19 protein-coding genes are annotated in these 19,366 nt (G+C 43.4%); 7 read left to right on the top strand and 12 right to left on the bottom strand.

Annotation, left to right across the window (positions count from 1 at the left end; translation table 11 throughout):
• Positions 1-6: 6 nt before the first annotated feature.
• The 7 genes from DWW90_RS02740 to DWW90_RS02710 form a co-directional block, all read right to left on the bottom strand.
• Positions 7-1,701 carry a RagB/SusD family nutrient uptake outer membrane protein gene (locus tag DWW90_RS02740; protein ID WP_122343907.1) on the bottom strand — a complete coding sequence of 565 codons (1,695 nt, stop codon included), beginning with the start codon at positions 1,699-1,701 and terminating at the stop codon, positions 7-9.
• 11 nt (positions 1,702-1,712) lie between these two features.
• On the bottom strand, positions 1,713-5,057 hold the full coding sequence (locus DWW90_RS02735) for a TonB-dependent receptor (protein WP_122343906.1): 3,345 nt from the start codon (positions 5,055-5,057) through the stop codon (positions 1,713-1,715).
• A gap of 143 nt (positions 5,058-5,200) precedes the next feature.
• Positions 5,201-5,725, bottom strand: a complete 525-nt coding sequence (locus tag DWW90_RS20925) for a FecR family protein (protein ID WP_255418834.1) — start codon at positions 5,723-5,725, stop codon at positions 5,201-5,203.
• Positions 5,671-6,225, bottom strand: a complete 555-nt coding sequence (locus DWW90_RS02725; RefSeq protein ID WP_122343905.1) for a FecR domain-containing protein — start codon at positions 6,223-6,225, stop codon at positions 5,671-5,673. Before DWW90_RS02725 ends, DWW90_RS20925 begins: the two co-directional genes overlap by 55 nt.
• Positions 6,226-6,301: 76 nt before the next feature.
• The gene (locus tag DWW90_RS02720; RefSeq protein WP_122332445.1) at positions 6,302-6,901 is read right to left on the bottom strand and encodes an RNA polymerase sigma-70 factor; all 600 of its coding nucleotides are present in this window, start codon (positions 6,899-6,901) and stop codon (positions 6,302-6,304) included.
• A 159-nt stretch (positions 6,902-7,060) separates the two neighbouring features.
• Positions 7,061-8,311 (bottom strand): hypothetical protein, encoded by a 1,251-nt coding sequence (locus DWW90_RS02715; protein ID WP_122343904.1) that lies wholly within the window; start codon positions 8,309-8,311, stop codon positions 7,061-7,063.
• A gap of 108 nt (positions 8,312-8,419) precedes the next feature.
• Positions 8,420-8,665 (bottom strand): RNA-binding protein, encoded by a 246-nt coding sequence (locus DWW90_RS02710; RefSeq protein WP_115499160.1) that lies wholly within the window; start codon positions 8,663-8,665, stop codon positions 8,420-8,422.
• 373 nt (positions 8,666-9,038) lie between these two features.
• Here DWW90_RS02710 and DWW90_RS02705 point away from each other — a divergent pair, with 373 nt between their 5' ends.
• The 7 genes from DWW90_RS02705 (at position 9,039) to DWW90_RS02675 (ending at position 14,821) form a co-directional block, all read left to right on the top strand.
• Positions 9,039-10,331, top strand: a complete 1,293-nt coding sequence (locus tag DWW90_RS02705) for an inositol-3-phosphate synthase (RefSeq protein ID WP_115499161.1) — start codon at positions 9,039-9,041, stop codon at positions 10,329-10,331.
• Between the two features lie 180 nt (positions 10,332-10,511).
• Positions 10,512-10,985: a phosphatidylglycerophosphatase A gene (locus DWW90_RS02700; RefSeq protein ID WP_122332446.1), complete on the top strand. Its 474-nt coding sequence runs from the start codon at positions 10,512-10,514 to the stop codon at positions 10,983-10,985.
• Positions 10,970-11,476, top strand: a complete 507-nt coding sequence (locus DWW90_RS02695) for a GtrA family protein (protein ID WP_122343903.1) — start codon at positions 10,970-10,972, stop codon at positions 11,474-11,476. Before DWW90_RS02700 ends, DWW90_RS02695 begins: the two co-directional genes overlap by 16 nt.
• An 18-nt stretch (positions 11,477-11,494) precedes the next feature.
• Positions 11,495-12,178 (top strand): CDP-alcohol phosphatidyltransferase family protein, encoded by a 684-nt coding sequence (locus tag DWW90_RS02690; protein WP_122343902.1) that lies wholly within the window; start codon positions 11,495-11,497, stop codon positions 12,176-12,178.
• A complete protein-coding gene (locus DWW90_RS02685) occupies positions 12,175-13,110 on the top strand; it encodes a phosphatase PAP2 family protein (protein ID WP_122343901.1) in 936 nt (311 codons plus the stop codon). The genes DWW90_RS02690 and DWW90_RS02685 overlap by 4 nt, the downstream gene beginning before the upstream one ends.
• Positions 13,111-13,392: 282 nt before the next feature.
• A complete protein-coding gene (locus tag DWW90_RS02680; RefSeq protein ID WP_122343900.1) occupies positions 13,393-14,199 on the top strand; it encodes a metallophosphoesterase in 807 nt (268 codons plus the stop codon).
• On the top strand, positions 14,180-14,821 hold the full coding sequence (locus DWW90_RS02675; protein ID WP_199662162.1) for a hypothetical protein: 642 nt from the start codon (positions 14,180-14,182) through the stop codon (positions 14,819-14,821). The genes DWW90_RS02680 and DWW90_RS02675 overlap by 20 nt, the downstream gene beginning before the upstream one ends.
• A gap of 84 nt (positions 14,822-14,905) precedes the next feature.
• On the opposite strand, the gene DWW90_RS02670 is transcribed toward DWW90_RS02675, so the two are convergent.
• The 5 genes from DWW90_RS02670 to DWW90_RS02650 form a co-directional block, all read right to left on the bottom strand.
• Positions 14,906-15,535, bottom strand: coding sequence for an outer membrane beta-barrel protein (locus tag DWW90_RS02670; RefSeq protein ID WP_115499166.1), 630 nt, complete (start codon positions 15,533-15,535; stop codon positions 14,906-14,908).
• Between the two features lie 32 nt (positions 15,536-15,567).
• Complete coding sequence (locus DWW90_RS02665; RefSeq protein WP_115499167.1) at positions 15,568-16,221, bottom strand: DUF4136 domain-containing protein; 654 nt, start codon at positions 16,219-16,221, stop codon at positions 15,568-15,570.
• Between the two features lie 240 nt (positions 16,222-16,461).
• Complete coding sequence (locus tag DWW90_RS02660) at positions 16,462-17,145, bottom strand: OmpA family protein (protein ID WP_122343899.1); 684 nt, start codon at positions 17,143-17,145, stop codon at positions 16,462-16,464.
• A gap of 45 nt (positions 17,146-17,190) precedes the next feature.
• Positions 17,191-17,517 carry a hypothetical protein gene (locus tag DWW90_RS02655; RefSeq protein ID WP_115499176.1) on the bottom strand — a complete coding sequence of 109 codons (327 nt, stop codon included), beginning with the start codon at positions 17,515-17,517 and terminating at the stop codon, positions 17,191-17,193.
• 96 nt (positions 17,518-17,613) lie between these two features.
• On the bottom strand, positions 17,614-19,320 hold the full coding sequence (locus DWW90_RS02650) for an ATP-dependent DNA helicase RecQ (RefSeq protein WP_122343898.1): 1,707 nt from the start codon (positions 19,318-19,320) through the stop codon (positions 17,614-17,616).
• Positions 19,321-19,366 lie beyond the last annotated feature (46 nt).

Raw genomic sequence — 19,366 nt, 5'->3', positions numbered from 1 at the left:
GATCTATTAATAGCCATCATTCTGAACTAATTGAGGGTTCGCATCCATCTCGGCTTGTAATATCGGCAAATGAAATTGCTTCTTGTCGAAATAACGGACTTCAATCAAGCGGTCTTCAGGAGTAGCGTTCACATCGATCACGGCACGACGATCCGGATCCGGTTCGTCATAGTTGACAGTACCGCACAAACGATACAAGTCACCTGGCATAACAGCTTCCGCCACTTTTCTTCCGGTCTTGGCCCCGCTTTTGTCATATTCGTCCCAGCGAACAATATCTTCATAGCGGAACCCTTCGCCTGCCAGCTCTATCGTACGTTCCCTTCTTACCAGTTCCCGCACTTTTGCTTGCGTGTTGTATTTGGAACGATCGACAGCAATATGTCCTCCGCGTACACGCAACCGGTCAACAATATTCATTGCTTCTTGCAAATCCTGATTCAACTCGACCAAACATTCGGCTTTTGTCAGCAGTATTTCCGCATACCGGAAGATAATCGGGCACAAGGCATCGTCATTCATGGAAGTGGAATATTGCCCCTGGTTTGGATACAAATATTTAGCCCACAACATACCGGTATGGGAGGCATTGTCAGCCGCAGTATAATAATCTTTATTCGAAGAACCGTTCGGCAAAGTCTTATCAAGAGTATTGAATATGCGCGGCACATTATTACGTCCCACCCAATCCAATCCGGAATAGATAACCGTATTTTTCAATCGAGGATCACGATTATAAAACGGATGGACAGGATCATACCCGGAGCCTGCTTCGTCAATCATCTTGCCGTCCGCCATTTCAAACATATCGACCATGTTTTGAGTCGGGACAAATGAAGCCCAACCACCATCCGAATTATTATAGAAACGGATTACATCACTATAGGCATAAGTAGTTTGGACATGCTCATACGTACAAATAATTTCCTTAGAGTTTTGCCCGGCCATGGAAAACATATTCAGGAAATCCGGATCCAGTTCATATTGGTTCAGCGCAATCACTTGATTAGCCGCATCCAATGCCTCCGAATAATTGCCCCACAGCAAATTGAAACGGGCAATCATCGAAAGAACCGTACCTTTGGCAATACGTCCTTTCTCTGCCGGTTTCTCCGCGATATGTTCGGCACTCCACACCAGATCATTCATAGCATGTTCTTTCACTTTCGCTTCCGGCTCACGCGGCAGTTTGGCATCATCTGCCGTCGCGGGAACAAAATCCATAATAACAGCATCCCCATACCAAGTTGCCAGATAAGCATGGCTATAACCTCGAATTGCACGTACTTGTGCCAGGAAATCATTCTTTTGCGTTTCCGTCATTGCCGAAGCCGGCACCAAATCTATATTTTCGATGACAAAATTACAACGGCGTATCGTCTCATACTGTCTCCAATAATTCGGAGCTGACGTAGGAGAAACGCTGCCTCTCCCCATATTCCTCATATTAGAGGCATTCGTATAATTGAAGCCGATATCCGAATAGCTGTCTTCATAAAAAATAAACTTCGATCCGACATAATTATTAACCCACCAATTGTATGCTGCAGTTACAGCCGCATCGACATCATTGGAAGTATTCCAAAATGTGTTTGTTGTCAACTGATCTTTCGGATTCAGATCAAAGAAATCATCACACGAAGTAAAGGCTCCTGCTCCGGTAAGACAGAGAACAAGACTTAATATTTGTTTCAGTTTCATATTTCAATCATTTAAAATGTTACGTTAATACCGAAAGAATGGCTTTTATTGATCGGATAAATATCCAAGTTTCCGGAAGCAGACTCCGGATCTGCGTTAAAGGGCAGACTATCAAACGTGAAGAGATTCTCACCCGTGTAGTAAACCTTCACATTGGCTATACCCAATTTATTCGTAATCGACTTCGGTAGTGTATATCCGAAATTGATATTCTTAATACGCAGATAGTTGGTATTCATACACCAGAAAGAAGAACGACATTTGTTAGGGGCACTGACTGAGCTTTCTTCGAGGAAAAGACGCGGCCATTCAGCATTCGGATTCTCGGGAGTCCAGGCATCCAGCCAGTTGCTACTGGGGTGAGATGTATCACCAATGAACGAACCGACCACATCACGTGCGAAATAACGGCTTGTACCTGTCACACCCTGGAAAAAGACAGAAAGATCAAAATTTTTCCATCCGCCACTCAGTGTGACGCCATAAGTTGTTTTCGGCTGTTGCGAACCTTTCACCACGCGGTCTTTCGACGTCAGTTTCCCATCTCCGTCCACATCTTTAATACGGAAATCACCACCCTTGAAAGGAGCAGACCAAGGATTGCCGTATTGCTTTTCATAAGCGGCAGCTTCTTCGTCACTCTTGAACAAACCATCTACCTCATAAACATAGAACGACTGGTAAGCCTCACCCACACGGTTGATGCTATAATCATCGATGATCTCATTAACACCAGCCAAATCAATCAGTTTATTCTTGTTATAGGAGAAGTTTGCATTTACTCCCATTCGCCAATCTTTATTAAAGGAATGATTCCAGGCAAGACTCGCTTCCACACCGCTGTTACGCAATGAACCTTTGTTGTCCTGATAGGTTCCTGATATACCAAATGTATCGGAAACAGGAATATCCATAATAATATCGGATGTCTTGCGGTTATAATATTCGGCACTCAGCATAAACTCATTCAAGAAATTAGCATCAAACCCAAAGCCCCAGTTCGTCGAGTTTTCCCACGAAATAGTTGTAACCTTATGGCTCACAACTGTGATACCTTGGTGAACCGTTCCCGCAAACGGGAAGTTTTTACCGATATACAAAGTCGGCAAATAAGGATAATACTCGTCCTTCACCGCATCCTGGTTTCCAAGCAACCCCCAAGATCCTCTGAACTTCAGAGACTGTAACCAACCTCTTGTGTTTTCCATAAAATCTTCTTCCGAAATACGCCATCCGGCGGAGAAAGAGGGGAAATATCCCCAACGATACCCTTTTGCAAAACGGGAAGAAGCATCAGCACGGAAATTAGCTTCCAGTAAATATTTGCCTTTGTAGTCGTAATTGATACGTCCGAAATAGGACAACAATGCCAGTTCACGGGAATAGCCACTGTTTGTCTGTGTGGATGAATCGCCACCGTTCAAATCAGTTACTTCGCTGTTCGGAAAACTTTTCCGGAAAGCAACCAGCTCCCGATAATCATACTTCTCGATCTTATAACCTGCCAGCGCTTTGATATGATGGTCCTGGTTAAAAGTCTTGTCATAATTCAACAACGCATCCAATGTATAACGGCTCCATCTCGAAATCGTTTCCGTCAACTGGTCCGGCCCGTGGTAATTAACGTCGTCATACCAGCATTCTTTACGGTAATCCTTTGTTTCTTTTATATTCGTCACATAAGCGCCCTGCAGCGTAAATGTCAACCCGTCCATAATATGATAATCAAACGCTAACAATCCGGAGAAATTTTGCTGCAAATGATTCTTCCGGCTATTGATGTCTATCCAAGCTGCCGGATTACCATCCGATATCGAACCGTAAGAACCGTCTTCTTTTTTATAGGGAACCCAAGGAGCGATACGATTAGCCTGCCATATAAGTTGGTTCGAACCACCTCCATAGGAAGCATTCGGCTCGGAATATTGATTATGGATAAAAGCCATATTAGTCCGCATCGTAAACTTATCGGACAACTTAATATCCAGGTTCGTACGTAGATTAAACTGCTGACGATCGGAGTTTTTCATTGTTCCCTCCTGACCTAAAAACCCGGCAGATGCCATATACTTCACATCATCGGATCCCCCGCTGACATTGAGATTGTGTTTATGCATAAAGCCTGTCCGGAAAATATAATCTGTCCAAACTGTATTCGGGTGAGCGTAAGGATCCGTCCCATCCTTGAATAGACGAAGATCGTCGTCTGTAAAACGAGGAGAGGCTCCATCTTGCGTCAACAACTGGTTATATAAACGGGCATAATCGTAAGAACTCAGACGGTCAATCAAAGTCGACACATTCGAAAAACTGACATTACCATTATAAGAGACTGTTGCTTTACCGGTTTTCCCCCGCTTGGTCGTAACCAAGATTACACCATTGGCAGCTTTAGAACCATAAATGGCAGCCGAAGCCGCATCCTTTAGAACCGAAATAGACTCGATATCATTAGGGTCAATCGAATCAAAAGTCCCGGTTTCGATCCCATCTACCAGAATATAAGGATTAGCATTATTCAGCGTACCAACTCCACGAACACGGATAGTCGAACCGTCATCCCCCGGCCTTCCCGTGCCGGACGTTACCGTAACACCCGGAGTCAATCCCTGAAGAGCGGAAGAGACATTCGTCACCGGACGGTCGATCAATTCGTCTTTGCCAATCGTACTCACCGCCCCTGTCAGATTTACTTTGGTTTGTGTACCATAGCCGACAACAACGACTTCATCCAGATTCTGCGTATCTTCATGAATTGTAATTTTGTAATCGTTATTTCCTTTCGTTACAGCCACCTCCTGGTCTACATAGCCGATATAAGAAATCAATAATATGGCGCCGTCTTCAACACCATCCAGTGTAAAATCGCCATCGACATTCGTCACCGTACCGACTCCGGCACTCCCTTTAATAACAACATTCGCCCCGATAACGGGAAAACCGGTATTATCTATAACCGTACCTTTGATTGTCTTCTTTTCTTGTTGGACAACCGCTAAAGACCTGTTTTCAAAAAGGCTGTTCTTTGTCTCTACATTATCTTGCAGAAATATCCGATTATCAACAATCCGGAAAGAAATCCCCGTGTTTTTAAAAACTTTCTTTAATACCGATTCAATACGTTCATTTTTTACACGAACAGAGACATTGGATATTTCCTTACTCAAGATCGACTCATCATAAGAAAATTCATAACCTGTTTGTTGACTGATACTTTGTATGACCGTGCCTACTGTTGTCTTGTTTAAAGACAATTCCAAATTCACATACAAAGTATTTGCGTCATTCACCGCCATGATCGGCGATGCTGCGACTAAAAGCATTGATAATGTAGCAATAGATACTTTTTTATTCATATCATGTGATTCATTTTTGTTAGTACTATAAAAATTAGTTAACTTGTTTTACCAAGCAGCATTTTTATTAACCGCTGCAAAGGAATATCCCTTATATTAAAGGAGTATTTACATTCAATTACATTTTAATTTCCCATAGACATTCATTTTTTTGTTTGTTTTTCAAATATATAGATCTCAGAATTTTCTATTCGGTAAGTAATCGGCGCCAAATAGCATAGTTGTTCCAGAACATCCGACAAATGTTCATCTTCATTAATCACACAACGAAATTTGCGTTGGGCCAGTTTTAAAGACTCAATGTTCACACTTACGTTATATTTAGCTGATAATTGATTGGCAATTTCACGAAGAGTTATATTATCAAAAATCAATTGGTTAAAACGCCACGCAGCACAAACATTCACATCTACGCGGTCCGTAATATAGGTATTGTCGTTCCAGGCATAAGTCACTTTCTCCCCTGGATTCATTTCCAAAATTCTCTTACCCTTCAGGTTTTGTAAATCGATACTGCCTCTTACTAAAACTGTTTCAACAGATTTACTTTTGGCGTTAACATTGACACTGAAAGAAGTCCCATGTACTTCTATCTTTACATAATCCGTAGAAACTATAAATAGTGATTGAGCATTCTTTGCGATGTCAAAGAATGCTTCTCCTTGCAAGGAGAAGCATTCTTTGCGATGTCAAAGAATGCTTCTCCTTGCAAGGAGACCGTTCGGTTAGCCGCACTGAACGACTCCGGTATTTTTAAAGCAGAATTTCCTCTTAGCCAAACTGTAGAACCATCTTCCAATGCAATTTTCTTCACCTCTTCCTTGTTTCTTAATGCGATAGTCACATAAGTTTCCGGTTTAAAATACTCCCATCCGGAATATGATAGCGAAACAAGCAACAAAAGAACAGCCGCATACTTTAGCAACGGACCCAAAACATGAAAACGTTTTGTTTGATTAATCCGCGCATTTATCTTTTTCAAAGCGATATCGATCCGTTCATTATCTGCATATTTTGCAGCATTCCATGAAAGGCGCAACCGGAACACTTCAGAAAAAACAGATTCATTCTCATCCGACAAACTACGCCATTTCATGACCTCTTCCAGTTCTTCCTGAGAAAGTTCATTAATCAAGTATTTTGCTAAAAGTGCGTAATCAAACTCCATTTTCTCTCTTTAATATATAAGCTAAACGATCAACAACTAAAAACTACTGAGCAAAGACTAAACTTTTTTATTTGCGTCAAGCATATATCCCGCGTGAAAGAAGAAAAAAACAAAGTAGGTAGTAGTCATTCTTAGACATGTGTTTCTTCAGGAATTTGAGAGCTAAATAAAGATGGCTTTCCACCGTACGCTGCGGCATCTGAATCTGTTCGGAAACCTCTTTGGCTGTCAAGCCTTTTATATAAGCAAGAACAAAGACCTCACGACGCTGTTCGGGCAGCAATTCCAGCAATTCATACAAACGCCGGTAAAAATCTTTCATGCTAAGTTCTTCGATGACGGGATTGTCTCCTTCCAACAGGTTTTGATAATCTTCCAGATATTTCTCATATGTGTGGGAGTGGTATTTTTCTACGGAGAGATTTTTCTTGAAATAATCCAGGCAACGAGTGTAAGCGGATTGGAAAAGATACGAATGGAAACCATCGCTGACATACAACTTCGCGCGATTCTCCCATACATATAAAAAGATATCCTGGACAATATCTTCCGCCACTTTCTCTTCAACCATAGAAGCCACGTAAGCCATCACCCGGGGATAATAATATCGAAAGACGCCGTTAAAGGCTTCCCGATTCCCTTTTTTCAATTCATATAGTAAAGAAACGTCGAACATACTATAGCGATTTTAAGACCTCCCAATCGTCATCTCGCCTACAAAAATAATAAAACATTTACAATTACTAACCATTTAGCTCTATATATTCGCTTTGTATCTAATAGTTGTTAACGTTCCGGAGAATATTAAACAACAGTTCCCAGCCAAAAACAATGTTCAGAATTTCTTTATCAGGAAAGATGGGTTTACACGTAAGTAGATACCGGCAGAGAAACTTGTTTTTGTAAATGTCTTATATCCATCTTGTTCCGTACCTCTCAACGTTGCAGGCAAATGGGCATAAATATCCAAATCTATACCGAGCGAAAAGCCTTTTGCCAAGACGCGCGAATACTCCGCCCCAAAGTAGAGCATGGAAGGATTATCAAAGGTCAAACCCTCATCAGAAGTCGAAACCGCACCATAGAACGGACTGCCGAACATGGATATGAATTTGTGGCATTTCCAATAGGAAGTCTTTACACGGAAGTCATATATATCAGCCGAGGCACGCGCATAGACGCCATAACCGTTATCGAAAGGCCACAGTTTACCCGCCTGCTGATAATAACCGGTCGCATCCAATTCTAAATTTACATTTTTGAATATCTTGTGTCCCGTGTTCCAAACGCCACCTACACCGATAGCCCCGTTCATCAGGGTTTGGACGGAGTTACTGAAAATCGTGTCGATCTCTCCTCCCCGATGTTGTACCATTCCCTGCAAAGGCGCATAGAAATGGAAACGGGATTCCGGATCGTTAAATTTGAAACGGGTGGATAAACCGACCGTGAAAGCCTCCTGGTGAAAATCTTCCCTGAAAATAAAGCTTTCCCAGTTCACCCACATATCCAGATCGAACCGGCGGGAGTTATAGAGCAACTGCAAACCCATCTCCGGATCTGCCATCATATTCAGCTCAGGACTATATAACGGTTCTATCAGATTATGGTTAGCCGCTCCATACAAGTCACCTAAAATGATATCCACATGATCGGACAGAGCAACTTGCGCCCGAAACCAGGGAAGGACATGGAAACCTTTCTGATATTGGTCTCCTTTCCAGCGGGCAATATCCTGATAGGCCATATTCGGATAACGGTTTGCGCCCCAAAAGCGCAGGAAATGCACACCTACTTCCAGTTTCAACATCTCCAACGGATAATAGACCGCCTTCGCCTGCAACCAAAGCCCGGGCAAAGTATAGCCTTTCATAAATGCCCCTGAATATTCATCATCTTTGAAAAAGCTTAGGTTATCTATTTCGACAGAAAGTTCCCTGTTCTTTTCCGGATCAATCCGGTAATCCGTTTTAAAAACACGCTCAGGTATCTGGGCTTCGAGGGGATGGACTGCTGAAATCCCTGCTGCAAACAGCAAGAAGAAAAAGACTGAACGAAAATATCCGTTATTCAAATAACTTTTCATTAATCGCAAATTTTGAATGCAAACGTAACAATTAAATAGGAATAAACGAAGAACGGGGATATAGAATCTTGTCTATATCCCCGTTACTTTATGCTTTAATCGGCTTACTTAGCGTCTCGGTGTAGCTTCTTTTACTACCATCTGACGGCCTTCATATTCTGCGCCGTTTAATTCTTCGATAGCATTTTTTGCTTCGTTTTCGTTAGGAAGTTCTGCGAAAGCAAAACCTTTAGAACGACGAGTGTCACGGTCAATGATCAATTTAACTGAGTCTACTGTACCGTACTCTTCCAAAATCTGTTGCAAGTCTGATTCTCTAACCCGATAGTTCAGGTTACCAATGTAAATATTCATACAAAAACTAATATAAAATAATTAATAAAAAAAATTGAAACAATAAAACGTAAGGAAAGATCCATGTCTACAAAATTCTATTCTGAATGAATATCACGTCGGAGATAAAGAACTATACAAACAGTTTTGCTTGTCGGTACAAAGGAAAGCATTAAAATCGAAATAACATCATAAAAATGAAAAATAAATTCATGAGCGTTCAAAAAAATGTTTTTCCATTCACATCATAGCTTATTTTTCAACTTCTCAAATCCGTCAATATGCGAAACAGGCCTATTTTATAGTATTTTTGACCAATTAACCCTATATCTGGCCTTTCCGGTCTCAAACAGAAAGGCTAATTTTGCCCAATCATTTTTGAACTTAATTTGACATGGAAAAAATCGAAGTTAAAGAAGCCAATGGAAAACTTGGCATTCTTGTTGTTGGTGTAGGTGGTGCAGTAGCCACTACAATGATCACAGGTACGTTGGCTGCACGTAAAGGATTAGCAAAGCCTATCGGCTCTATTTCGCAATTAGCCACAATGCGTTTGGAAAACGGAGAAGAAAAGGCGATTAAAGATATTGTACCTTTAACCGACCTGAATGATATCGTTTTCGGCGGATGGGATATTTTCCCCGATAACGCATATGAAGCAGCCATGTACGCAGAAGTTTTGAAAGAAAAAGACCTGAATGGCGTGAAAGACGAACTGGAGGCTATCAAGCCGATGCCTGCCGCATTCGATCATAACTGGGCAAAACGTCTGAACGGTACACATATTAAAAAAGCGGCTACCCGCTGGGACATGGTTGAACAGCTTCGCCAGGATATCCGCGATTTCAAAGCGGCTAATAATTGCGAACGCATCTCTGTCTTGTGGGCTGCAAGTACGGAAATCTACATTCCACTGTCAGACGAACACATGTCGCTCGCCGCATTGGAAAAAGCCATGAAGGAAAACAATACGGAAGCTGTCTCTCCAAGTATGTGCTACGCTTACGCAGCCATCGCAGAAGGCGCTCCGTTTATCATGGGTGCTCCGAACCTGTGCGTAGACACTCCTGCCATGTGGGAATTCTCCAAAAAGATGAATGTGCCTATCTCCGGTAAGGACTTCAAGAGCGGCCAGACATTGATGAAGACAGTTTTGGCACCGATGTTCAAAACCCGTATGTTGGGTGTCAGCGGTTGGTTCTCCACCAATATCTTAGGAAACCGCGACGGCGAAGTGCTGGACGATCCTGCAAACTTCAAGACAAAAGAAGTCAGCAAGCTGTCTGTTATCGACAATATCTTCGAACCGGAAAAATACCCGGACCTGTATGGCGATGTATATCATAAGGTACGCATCAACTACTATCCTCCCCGCAAGGACAATAAAGAAGCTTGGGATAACATCGACATCTTCGGATGGATGGGCTATCCGATGGAAATCAAGGTAAACTTCCTTTGCCGCGACTCCATCCTGGCCGCTCCTATCGCTCTCGACCTCGTGTTGTTCAGCGACTTGGCCCTGCGCGCAGGCATGTGTGGCATCCAGACTTGGTTGTCATTCTTCTGCAAGAGCCCGATGCACGACTTCGAGCACCAGCCTGTACACGACCTCTTCCAGCAGTGGAGAATGGTTAAACAGACATTGCGCGACATGATCGGCGAAAAGGCTCCTAACTATCTGGATTAAAAATTCAAGGTATATAAATTTAGTTTCATAGGGATGAAACTTTTGTTCCATGCCTATGAAACTTTTGTTCCATGCCTATGAAACTAAAATTCCATCACATGGAATTCACGATACAACTTTCTCCCGGATAAGGAGAAAGTTGTATTATTTTTATAACTTTGCACATATTTTACAGACAGGATGAAGAAAGTCCCTCTTATTCATATTATCATAGCAACAGGCTTTGGTTCCGGTTTTTCTCCGTTTGCCCCTGGTACGGCGGGTGCGCTGTTGGCCACTTTAATCTGGCTGGCATTGTCCTGCACCGTCTCTCCTATTTGGTTGCTTATCATAACCGCTTTACTGATTATTGTCTTTACGATTGCCGGGATTTGTTCGGCAAACGCAGTCGAACCAATCTGGGGAAAAGATCCCTCACGGGTCGTAGTAGACGAGATGGTAGGCGTGTGGATTCCGCTGTTGGCGGCTCCGGCAGGAGATCGTGGCTATGCATTTGCGGCTTTTGTGCTTTTCCGCCTGTTCGACATTTTCAAACCGTTGGGCATACGCAAAATGGAGAGCCTCAAGGGAGGAGTTGGAGTAATGATGGATGATATTCTGGCCGGTATATACAGCCTCATCCTGCTAATCGGTGCAAGATGGTTGATTGGATAAAAAAAAGTGCAAAGGCTTTTTCGGAGAAAGGCGGGATATTCATGTTCATACGAGCCCAATTTTCTTCGCAGATTGCCAGTGCAACGGACTTTTTAGTCACCATTTTATTAGTCAAATTATTCGGTGTCTATTATGTATATGCAACTTTCATCGGCTCTGTTTGCGGCGGAATCGTGAATTGCATAATCAATTACAGATGGACATTCAAATCCAAAGAATGCAAGAAATGGCACATCATGATAAAATATCTGCTGGTCTGGATCGGCAGTATTTTACTGAATACCTGGGGCATCTATTTAATGACAGAGACAATCAGCCAGAATCCTTGGGTCAGAGAGACTCTGAAGCACTATATCGACGATTTGTTCGTCTTCTCAAAAGCGGTTGTTTCCCTGCTTGTCGGATTTCTTTGGAATTACAATATGCAACGCGTTTTTGTCTACAAGAATTGTAGAATCAAAGGCCGGTTTCAAAGAGCGGACACAAAATAAAAACAAAAATAATAAGATATGAAATTCAAAGTTTTAAGAGATTGGCTACAGCAGATGATCTATAAGATCATCAATCCGCTTGTGCACGGAATGATCAAAATTGGGATCACTCCCAATTTTATTACAACGACAGGATTAATCCTGAATATTGTAGCGGCTTGTATATTCCTTTATGCCGGCATGAAGGGAGAACGGGAAGATTTCTATTATATCGGCTGGGGTGGCGGCATCATCCTGTTTGCCGGACTGTTCGACATGATGGACGGCCAGGTGGCACGAATCGGGAAAATGAGTTCCACTTTCGGGGCTTTATACGATTCGGTTCTCGACCGGTACAGCGAACTGACTGTTTTCTTCGGTATCTGCTTTTACCTGATCAACCAGGGATATGTGATCAGCTCGATCGTTGCCTTTATCGCCCTCATCGGTTCGCTGATGGTGAGCTATGTACGTGCCCGTGCCGAAGGGTTGGGACTCGATTGCAAGGTGGGATTCATGCAGCGGCCTGAACGCGTAGTATTGACCGGACTGGGTGCGCTCTGCTGCGGTATCTTCGCTCCCATGATGGAAAACAGCGAGACATTCGAACCGATCATGGTATTCGTAATACCTTTGCTGATTGTTGCGATATTCTCTAACCTGACAGCATTCGCTCGTCTGAACCATTGCCGTAAACTACTGATAAATAAAGACAACGAATGAATAAAGCCTTTATACTTCCGTCTAAGAAAGAGACTGTAACAGTTATTGGCCTGATGATCCTGTTCCTTCTGCTGACAGCCGTATGTATCGGACTGCGTTCGGAGCATATACTCATAGCCGGTTTGTACCTGTTCCTCTTTTTTGCCGGCAAGACAACCCGCAAATTGGCTGTTGCCTTGCTGCCGTTTGCCCTTTTCGGCATTTCGTACGACTGGATGCGCGTTTTTCCGAACTACGAAGCGAATCCGATCGATGTGGAAGGTTTGTACAACCTGGAAAAGAGCCTTTTCGGGATAAATGACAACGGAAACATATTAATACCTTGTGAATATTTTGCGATTCATAATTGCCAGATAGCCGACTTCTTCGCCGGTATATTCTATCTCTGTTGGGTTCCGGTCCCGATAGCATTCGGACTGTGGCTTTATCTGAAAGGCGACCGAAGCTTGTATCTGCGCTACTCGATGGTATTCCTATTCGTCAACCTGATCGGTTTTGCCGGATATTATATTCACCCGGCCGCTCCGCCTTGGTATGCTATAAACTACGGTTTCGAACCGATTCTGAATACTCCCGGTAACGTTGCCGGGCTCGGCAGGTTCGACGCGTTGACAGGGCTTTCCATTTTTGACTCCATCTATGGCCGCAATGCGAATGTTTTTGCCGCTGTTCCGTCGCTGCATGCTGCTTATATGGTGGTAGCACTTTGTTATGCGATCATTAACAAATGCAATAAATTCGTGATCATCCTCTTTGCCATCATCATGCTTGGCATCTGGGGAACAGCCGTCTATTCATCACATCATTATATTATAGATGTAACATTAGGCATCTGTTGCGCCCTCCTGGGCATCCTGATCTTCGAAAAAGGCTTGATGAAAACCGGCTGGTTCAAAAACTTCTTCAACCGGTATTATAACTATATCAAATAGCATTCCAATACTATCAAGGGCTCAATATTTGCCAGAACTGAACCTGTTTGTATTATCATGGAACACGGATAACACCGATAAAACGGATGACCGCAGATTTGTTTTTTTAATAAATAGATCTGTGGTCATCTGCCCAATCTGTGTCATCTGTGTTCCATGACAATATTATTGATTCACTTTTTCTTATGATTGGCACATTATAAACCATCATCCATTACATCTTGACCTTTTTTCTCGCGGCGGAACAACCTAACTTTGCTTGGAGATAAAAGCAATGATGTCATGTTTAAACAAGCTTTACCATTATGCCTTTGCATACTACTGTCTGCGTGTGACCTGATCGACTATCACCCATATGACGGACGACTTACGATCTCCGAGCGTAATATCAACGAACAAAATATCCCGCTTATTGAAGCTGCCACAAAAGACAAGGACACGATCCGGTTCGTCCTGATGGGCGACACGCAGCGCAGTTATGACGAAACAAATGATTTCGTAAAACACATCAACAGGAAAAAAGACAGCATAGACTTCATCATTCACGGAGGAGACTACACCGAATTCGGAATGAAAAAGGAATACGAATGGGCTGTCGATATCCTTTCCAAACTCGATATTCCGTATGTAGGGTTGATCGGGAATCATGATATAATCGGAAATGGCGACCAGGTTTATGAAAAGCTCTTCGGCAATGAGAACTTCTCTTTTATTGCCCGGGATGTCAAGTTTGTCTGCCTCAACACCAATGCAATCGAATATGACTACTCGCATCCTGTACCCGATTTCGGTTTCCTGAAAGAGGAGTTGGAAGACAGTACCCGGCAATACAGCCGTACGGTCGTAGCCATGCATGCCCGTCCCGGAAGCGACCAGTTCGACAACAATATAAAAGACGTATTCCAGCTTTACATCCGGCAATTTCCATCCTTGATGTTCTGCTTGAATGCCCACAACCATCAATTGCAGATGGATGATCTGTTCGATGACGGGATCATCTACTATGGTTGCAGCAATACAGCCAAACGCAATTACATATTATTCACCTTGACACCAGACAGCTACACGTATGAAGTTATCGATTTTTAAATGGATGACGCTATTCCTTCTCCTAATCGGCACATTACAGGCACAGGAAAGCAGCGAAGATGAAGCACGTTACACAAAGCGTGTAGAAAAATATATATCCAGATGGGAAAAACTTATCCCCCATTACAGTAAGATCCAATATGCCGGTTCAATGGGGTTGATCTCACTCGGCACAGGTTGGAATTATTATCGTAACCATTGGGAAACGGATGTCCTTCTGGGACTCGTCCCCCGCTATTCGGACCGTCACGCAATGATAACAATGACACTCAAACAGAACTATTACCCTTGGAATATTCCTCTCTCCGACAAGCTCTCTTTCGAGCCTCTCGCTTGCGGGTTTTATATCAATACATTGTTCGACCGTGACTTCTGGGGAAGGCAACCGGATAAATACCCAAAAGGCTATTACTGGTTTTCAACCCGCATCCGTACGCATATCTTCGCCGGCGAACGGTTCACGTTGAAGCTGAATGAAAACAAAAGCTGGCACAAATCCATCTCTTTCTTTTATGAACTCAGTACCTGCGATTTGTACCTGATAAATAAGATCGGCAACAAAAGCCTGAAACCCAAAGACTACATGAGTCTCTCGTTCGGCCTTAAGCTGCAGATTCTATAATACAAAAAAACGGAAGGTGCCACAAATGGCAACCTCCCGTTCCCCATAAACTACATAAAACACTTAAAAGAACAACTCTTCTTATTAAAATGCAAGACCTAACCGGATACCCCAGTTATTCAACCCATCGATCGAATAACTCAGGACGTCTCCTTTATTGGTTGCATAATTATAGTAGGCAGCAATATGTAAACCGATCTGTTTCTGAGGAGTAAAATACATATTCATACCGATTTCGGGAGATACATAGAAACCCCAGTTACGGTCGTATACTTTCATTACATTCATATAAGTCGACATTTCACTGTAGCTTGCCCCTAACTGTAAGCCTGCATAAGGCTGGAACTGGCTTTCGGGAGCAACGTTATAACGGAAAGCTGCACCAAAAGGCAACTGGAAGATAGAGTGCTGCTGATCGGAAGTGATGGCAGAAGTCGAACTTACCGGCAATGTCTGACGATCGATATATTTATTGTTAGTGTGATAAGAGATAAACGCACCTACCGAGAAATTAGGGACGAGATAATAACCGGCTTCTGCATGTGCACCCCAACCACTTGTCTTATCAGAGAATGTCTGGCTGAACGGAGAATTGAGCTGCCAGTCGACATTAAAATACATGTTCTTTACAACCTGGGCGCCAGCCAGAGATGGAATCGCTAAACAGGCGACAAGTAAAGCGATTAATTTTATTGATTTAGTTATCTTTTTCATAAGACTCAAATTTTCTTTTAATTCGCGTTTAATTATTTCTTTAAGTACGGTGACTGTACAAAAGCCTGCTCGATAGCACGAGTTGAAAGTGCGATATTTACTTTGTCGGAACCAGACAGCAGACCAGTCATGTAAGCAGTCCAAAGAACCGGAAGTTTTGCATCGGTAGCTTTTGGAGTCGGCGCTTTCAGGTCGACCAGTTCAACCAACAGGGAACCTACGCTATAGCTGTAGACAACAGGATACGGATAATACCATCCATTCCATGCACCGGTCCAGTTACCCCAGTAACCATACCACCAGTTATATCCGGGATATCCCCACCACCAGTAAGGATTGTCATGATAGTTAGTAAAATAATTGACATTTTTCACGAAAGAAACCTGCAAACCCAGGTCTGCTGATTCTTTATCTGCGGCACGTGTAAAACCACGGCCTTCCATGCCATTGACTAAAGTAGTGACGATATCGTCCGCTTCAGTAGCACTCCAAAATTCCGGCTTTTCACTGCTACCGATTACCATTACACTATCCGGGATGTAGAAAGATGTAAACGATCCGAAATTAGCATCCTTACTGTGATCAGTAAATACTACGAAATCATCGCTTAGTTTAGACATGTCCGGGTCTTTCTGGCAAGACGCCAGCAAAAGAACCAATAAGAAAAAAGGAAGAATCTTTTTCATCTCATTCAACGTTTAAAACAGTTTATACTATTATTTGTGCACTTATATATAAGTTACTATTTAAACAACATCAACTAAAAAAGGTTTGCTCTCCCCCCGCCCCCGGAGTGTTAATTAACTTGTCTGAAGATTTAGGAACGGTTATAAACGACCGTTAAAACAGATGTAAGCATAAAAAAAAGATGGTGCAAATCCAACTAATGTGGATATGCACCATCTCTCTTATAAAGGTAGTTAGCCTTATCTCAATGTTCCCTGTTGGGCTTCCTCTACCATTTTCTGGTTCGGAAGTATGATAATTTCTACACGACGGTTCAGAGCACGTCCTTCCGGAGTGCTGTTATCGGCAACCGGCTCGTGGATACCTTTGCCTTCGTATGTCATACGCTTGCTGCTTACACCCTGGTCTTCCATCAGATAATCGAATACGCTCTTTGCACGTTTTTCCGACAGGGTCTGGTTATAATCGACCTTTCCCGTATTGTCCGTATGACCGATAATCTTAATATCCGTGTCCGGGTTTGCGTTCAGGCTGGTAGCTAAATTACGCAAGGCGCTTTTAGAAGCAGCGCTGACCGTACTCGAGTTGGTAGCAAACAGGATTCCGGAATCGAACGTCACCCGCAGGGCTTCACCGTCATTGATGGTTTCGACAGTTGCTTCTTCCGGCAGCGTAGCTTCCAGTTCTTTCTTCTGTTTATCCATCTTCTTACCGATCAAAGCACCGGCTGTACCACCAACCGCAGCACCGATAATCGATCCCAATGCTGTATTGCCTGCCAGAGCACCGACACCGGCACCTACAGCAGCACCTCCACCTACTCCGATGGCTGTTCCTTTAGCCGTATTGTTCCAGGTTCCACAACTCGTAAAAACAACTGCCATACAAAGCAGCAAAACTGATAACAACTTAAAATTTCTCATCTTCTTATTCTTTTATAAACTATCTTGTATTTATACAACAGTCTATTAATCGAACATGTTGATGGAATCGCAATATTCAAGCTCTCCTTGTACAATAAAAGTTATATCTTCTTCTTCAAACTTGCCGACACCGTCTTTTTGCGCATTCTTTACAACAAACCCGATCAATTCGTCTTCATCAATATCAATTTCCGCATTATCATCGGTATTCTCATCCAGAAAACCCTTTGACTCATAAAATTCATAAATCAGGTCTACAATGTAGTTAATATCGTCATTGCTGAATTTACCTTTCAATTCCTGTGGAAGATAGTTCTGGATAAATGCTACAGAATCATCTTCATCGTAAATCAAATCGTCCTTGTCACTCATAACTATTTTTATTTATTGGTTAATAGATACTGCAAAGATATTGGAATAATTGAGACGACAGCCTTACCGGATGTATTTTTTATCACCTCCACAGGTTTACTCTTTCCGCAAACAATTATCGCAACACCCGCACCGCGTCCCTTCCATGCCGAAGTATTCGGATATAAACTCTTGGCGGCAACCGGTCGTTTGCAGGTATTCTGCGACTTTTTCAATTCGCATTTTAAATGCGGAAAGGCGGTTTTCGTAGGATGCGGTTGTGATTACCAAACGCTCCAGAGGGACACGGATCATCTTGAAGGTAATCCGGGGTTCCTTCTTGGATGGAAGATAATAGAAACCGATATTCCGCAGATAGCCTAAGATTTTGGCTACCTCCCGGGGCTGGAATCCGGTCTTTCTTGCCAACATATCCACACTGACAAATACGCCTGCCGAGAAAAGCCCCTCGTAATTGCGTAAAACCTCAATGGCGATCTTGGCGGCCGGAGAGTCTTCATTCAGAAAACGGTCCATCGTCCAACGTGGCTGGTCATACCTGAGATAAGGATGCGTATTCGGATATGGCTCAAAATCGAGATAACCGGACAGAGATAATATTTCGAGTGAAGAGCGCAGACGCCCTTTGTCAAAATGCCAGTCACGCAGGAACTCCGGTTCATTCAGGTAAACAGACACGCCTTCCCCGTCACCTTCCGCAATCTGGAAACGGTTGCACAAGGCCTCATAAACCCGTTTGATATATTCGATTGTAGGAAAAGCATTGGAGGGACGTCTTTTTATATCCGTAATATCCTGCGGGCCCAACAAGGCCACCGCATACGCCCGGTTCCCGTCACGTCCGGCTCGTCCGGCTTCCTGATAATAGGCTTCCATCGAATCCGGGAACTCCGTATGGATCACCAAGCGCACATCTCCCTTATCGATACCCATCCCGAAAGCATTAGTGGCCACCAGCACGCGGGTATTCCCTTTCAGCCAGTCGGTCTGCCGTTCCGTCTTGATAACCGGATCCAACCCGGCATGGAAGTATTCGGCCGAGATACCTGCCGCCCTCAATTTACCGGCATATTCTTCCACACCCCTGCGGGTCCGGCTATAGACAACAGCCGAACCTTGCACAGACGACAGGATATGGCAAAGTTCATTCAGCTTATTATCCGTCTTGCGGACAACGAAAGAAAGGTTCTTCCGTTCAAAAGAGGTCTTGAACACCCGGTAGCCTTTACGAAAATGGAGTTGTTCACAGATATCGGCAACCACCGCAGCCGTAGCGGATGCCGTCACGGCAATCACCGGAACACGAGGGATAGCATCACGGATATCGGCAATCAAACGGTAATCCCGGCGGAAGTCATTCCCCCATTGCGAGATACAATGCGCTTCATCCACAACCAACAGATTTACCTTTGCGGATAACGGTTTCAGCTTTTCCTGAAACAGATCGGAAGAGATACGTTCAGGGGAAATATACAGGAACTTATAATCACCCAAGATGCAATTGTCCAGCTGCTGCAAAATCTCCCAACGGGGCATTTCCGAACTTATAAAAACCGACAATATCCCGCGCTTCTGAAGGTTCTTTACCTGATCCTTCATCAAAGCGACAAGCGGACTGATCACAAGGCAAATGCCCGGCTTAGACAGAGCCGGGACCTGGAAAGTAATTGATTTACCCCCACCGGTCGGCATCAAGGCAAGCGTGTCGTGCCCCGACAGAATACTGTCGATAACCTCCGCCTGCCCCGGCCGGAAACTGTCATAGCCCCAAAACTGCTTTAGTACCTGTATCGATTTGTACATTGTTTCTCTCGTATCTTGTACAAAGATATATCTTTTCCGGCACCTT

The organism is Parabacteroides sp. AF17-28, from assembly GCF_003479205.1.
Taxonomy (GTDB): domain Bacteria; phylum Bacteroidota; class Bacteroidia; order Bacteroidales; family Tannerellaceae; genus Parabacteroides; species Parabacteroides acidifaciens.
Note: the sequence above shows the minus strand (reverse complement) of the source record. Positions and strands in the feature narration are given on the sequence as shown.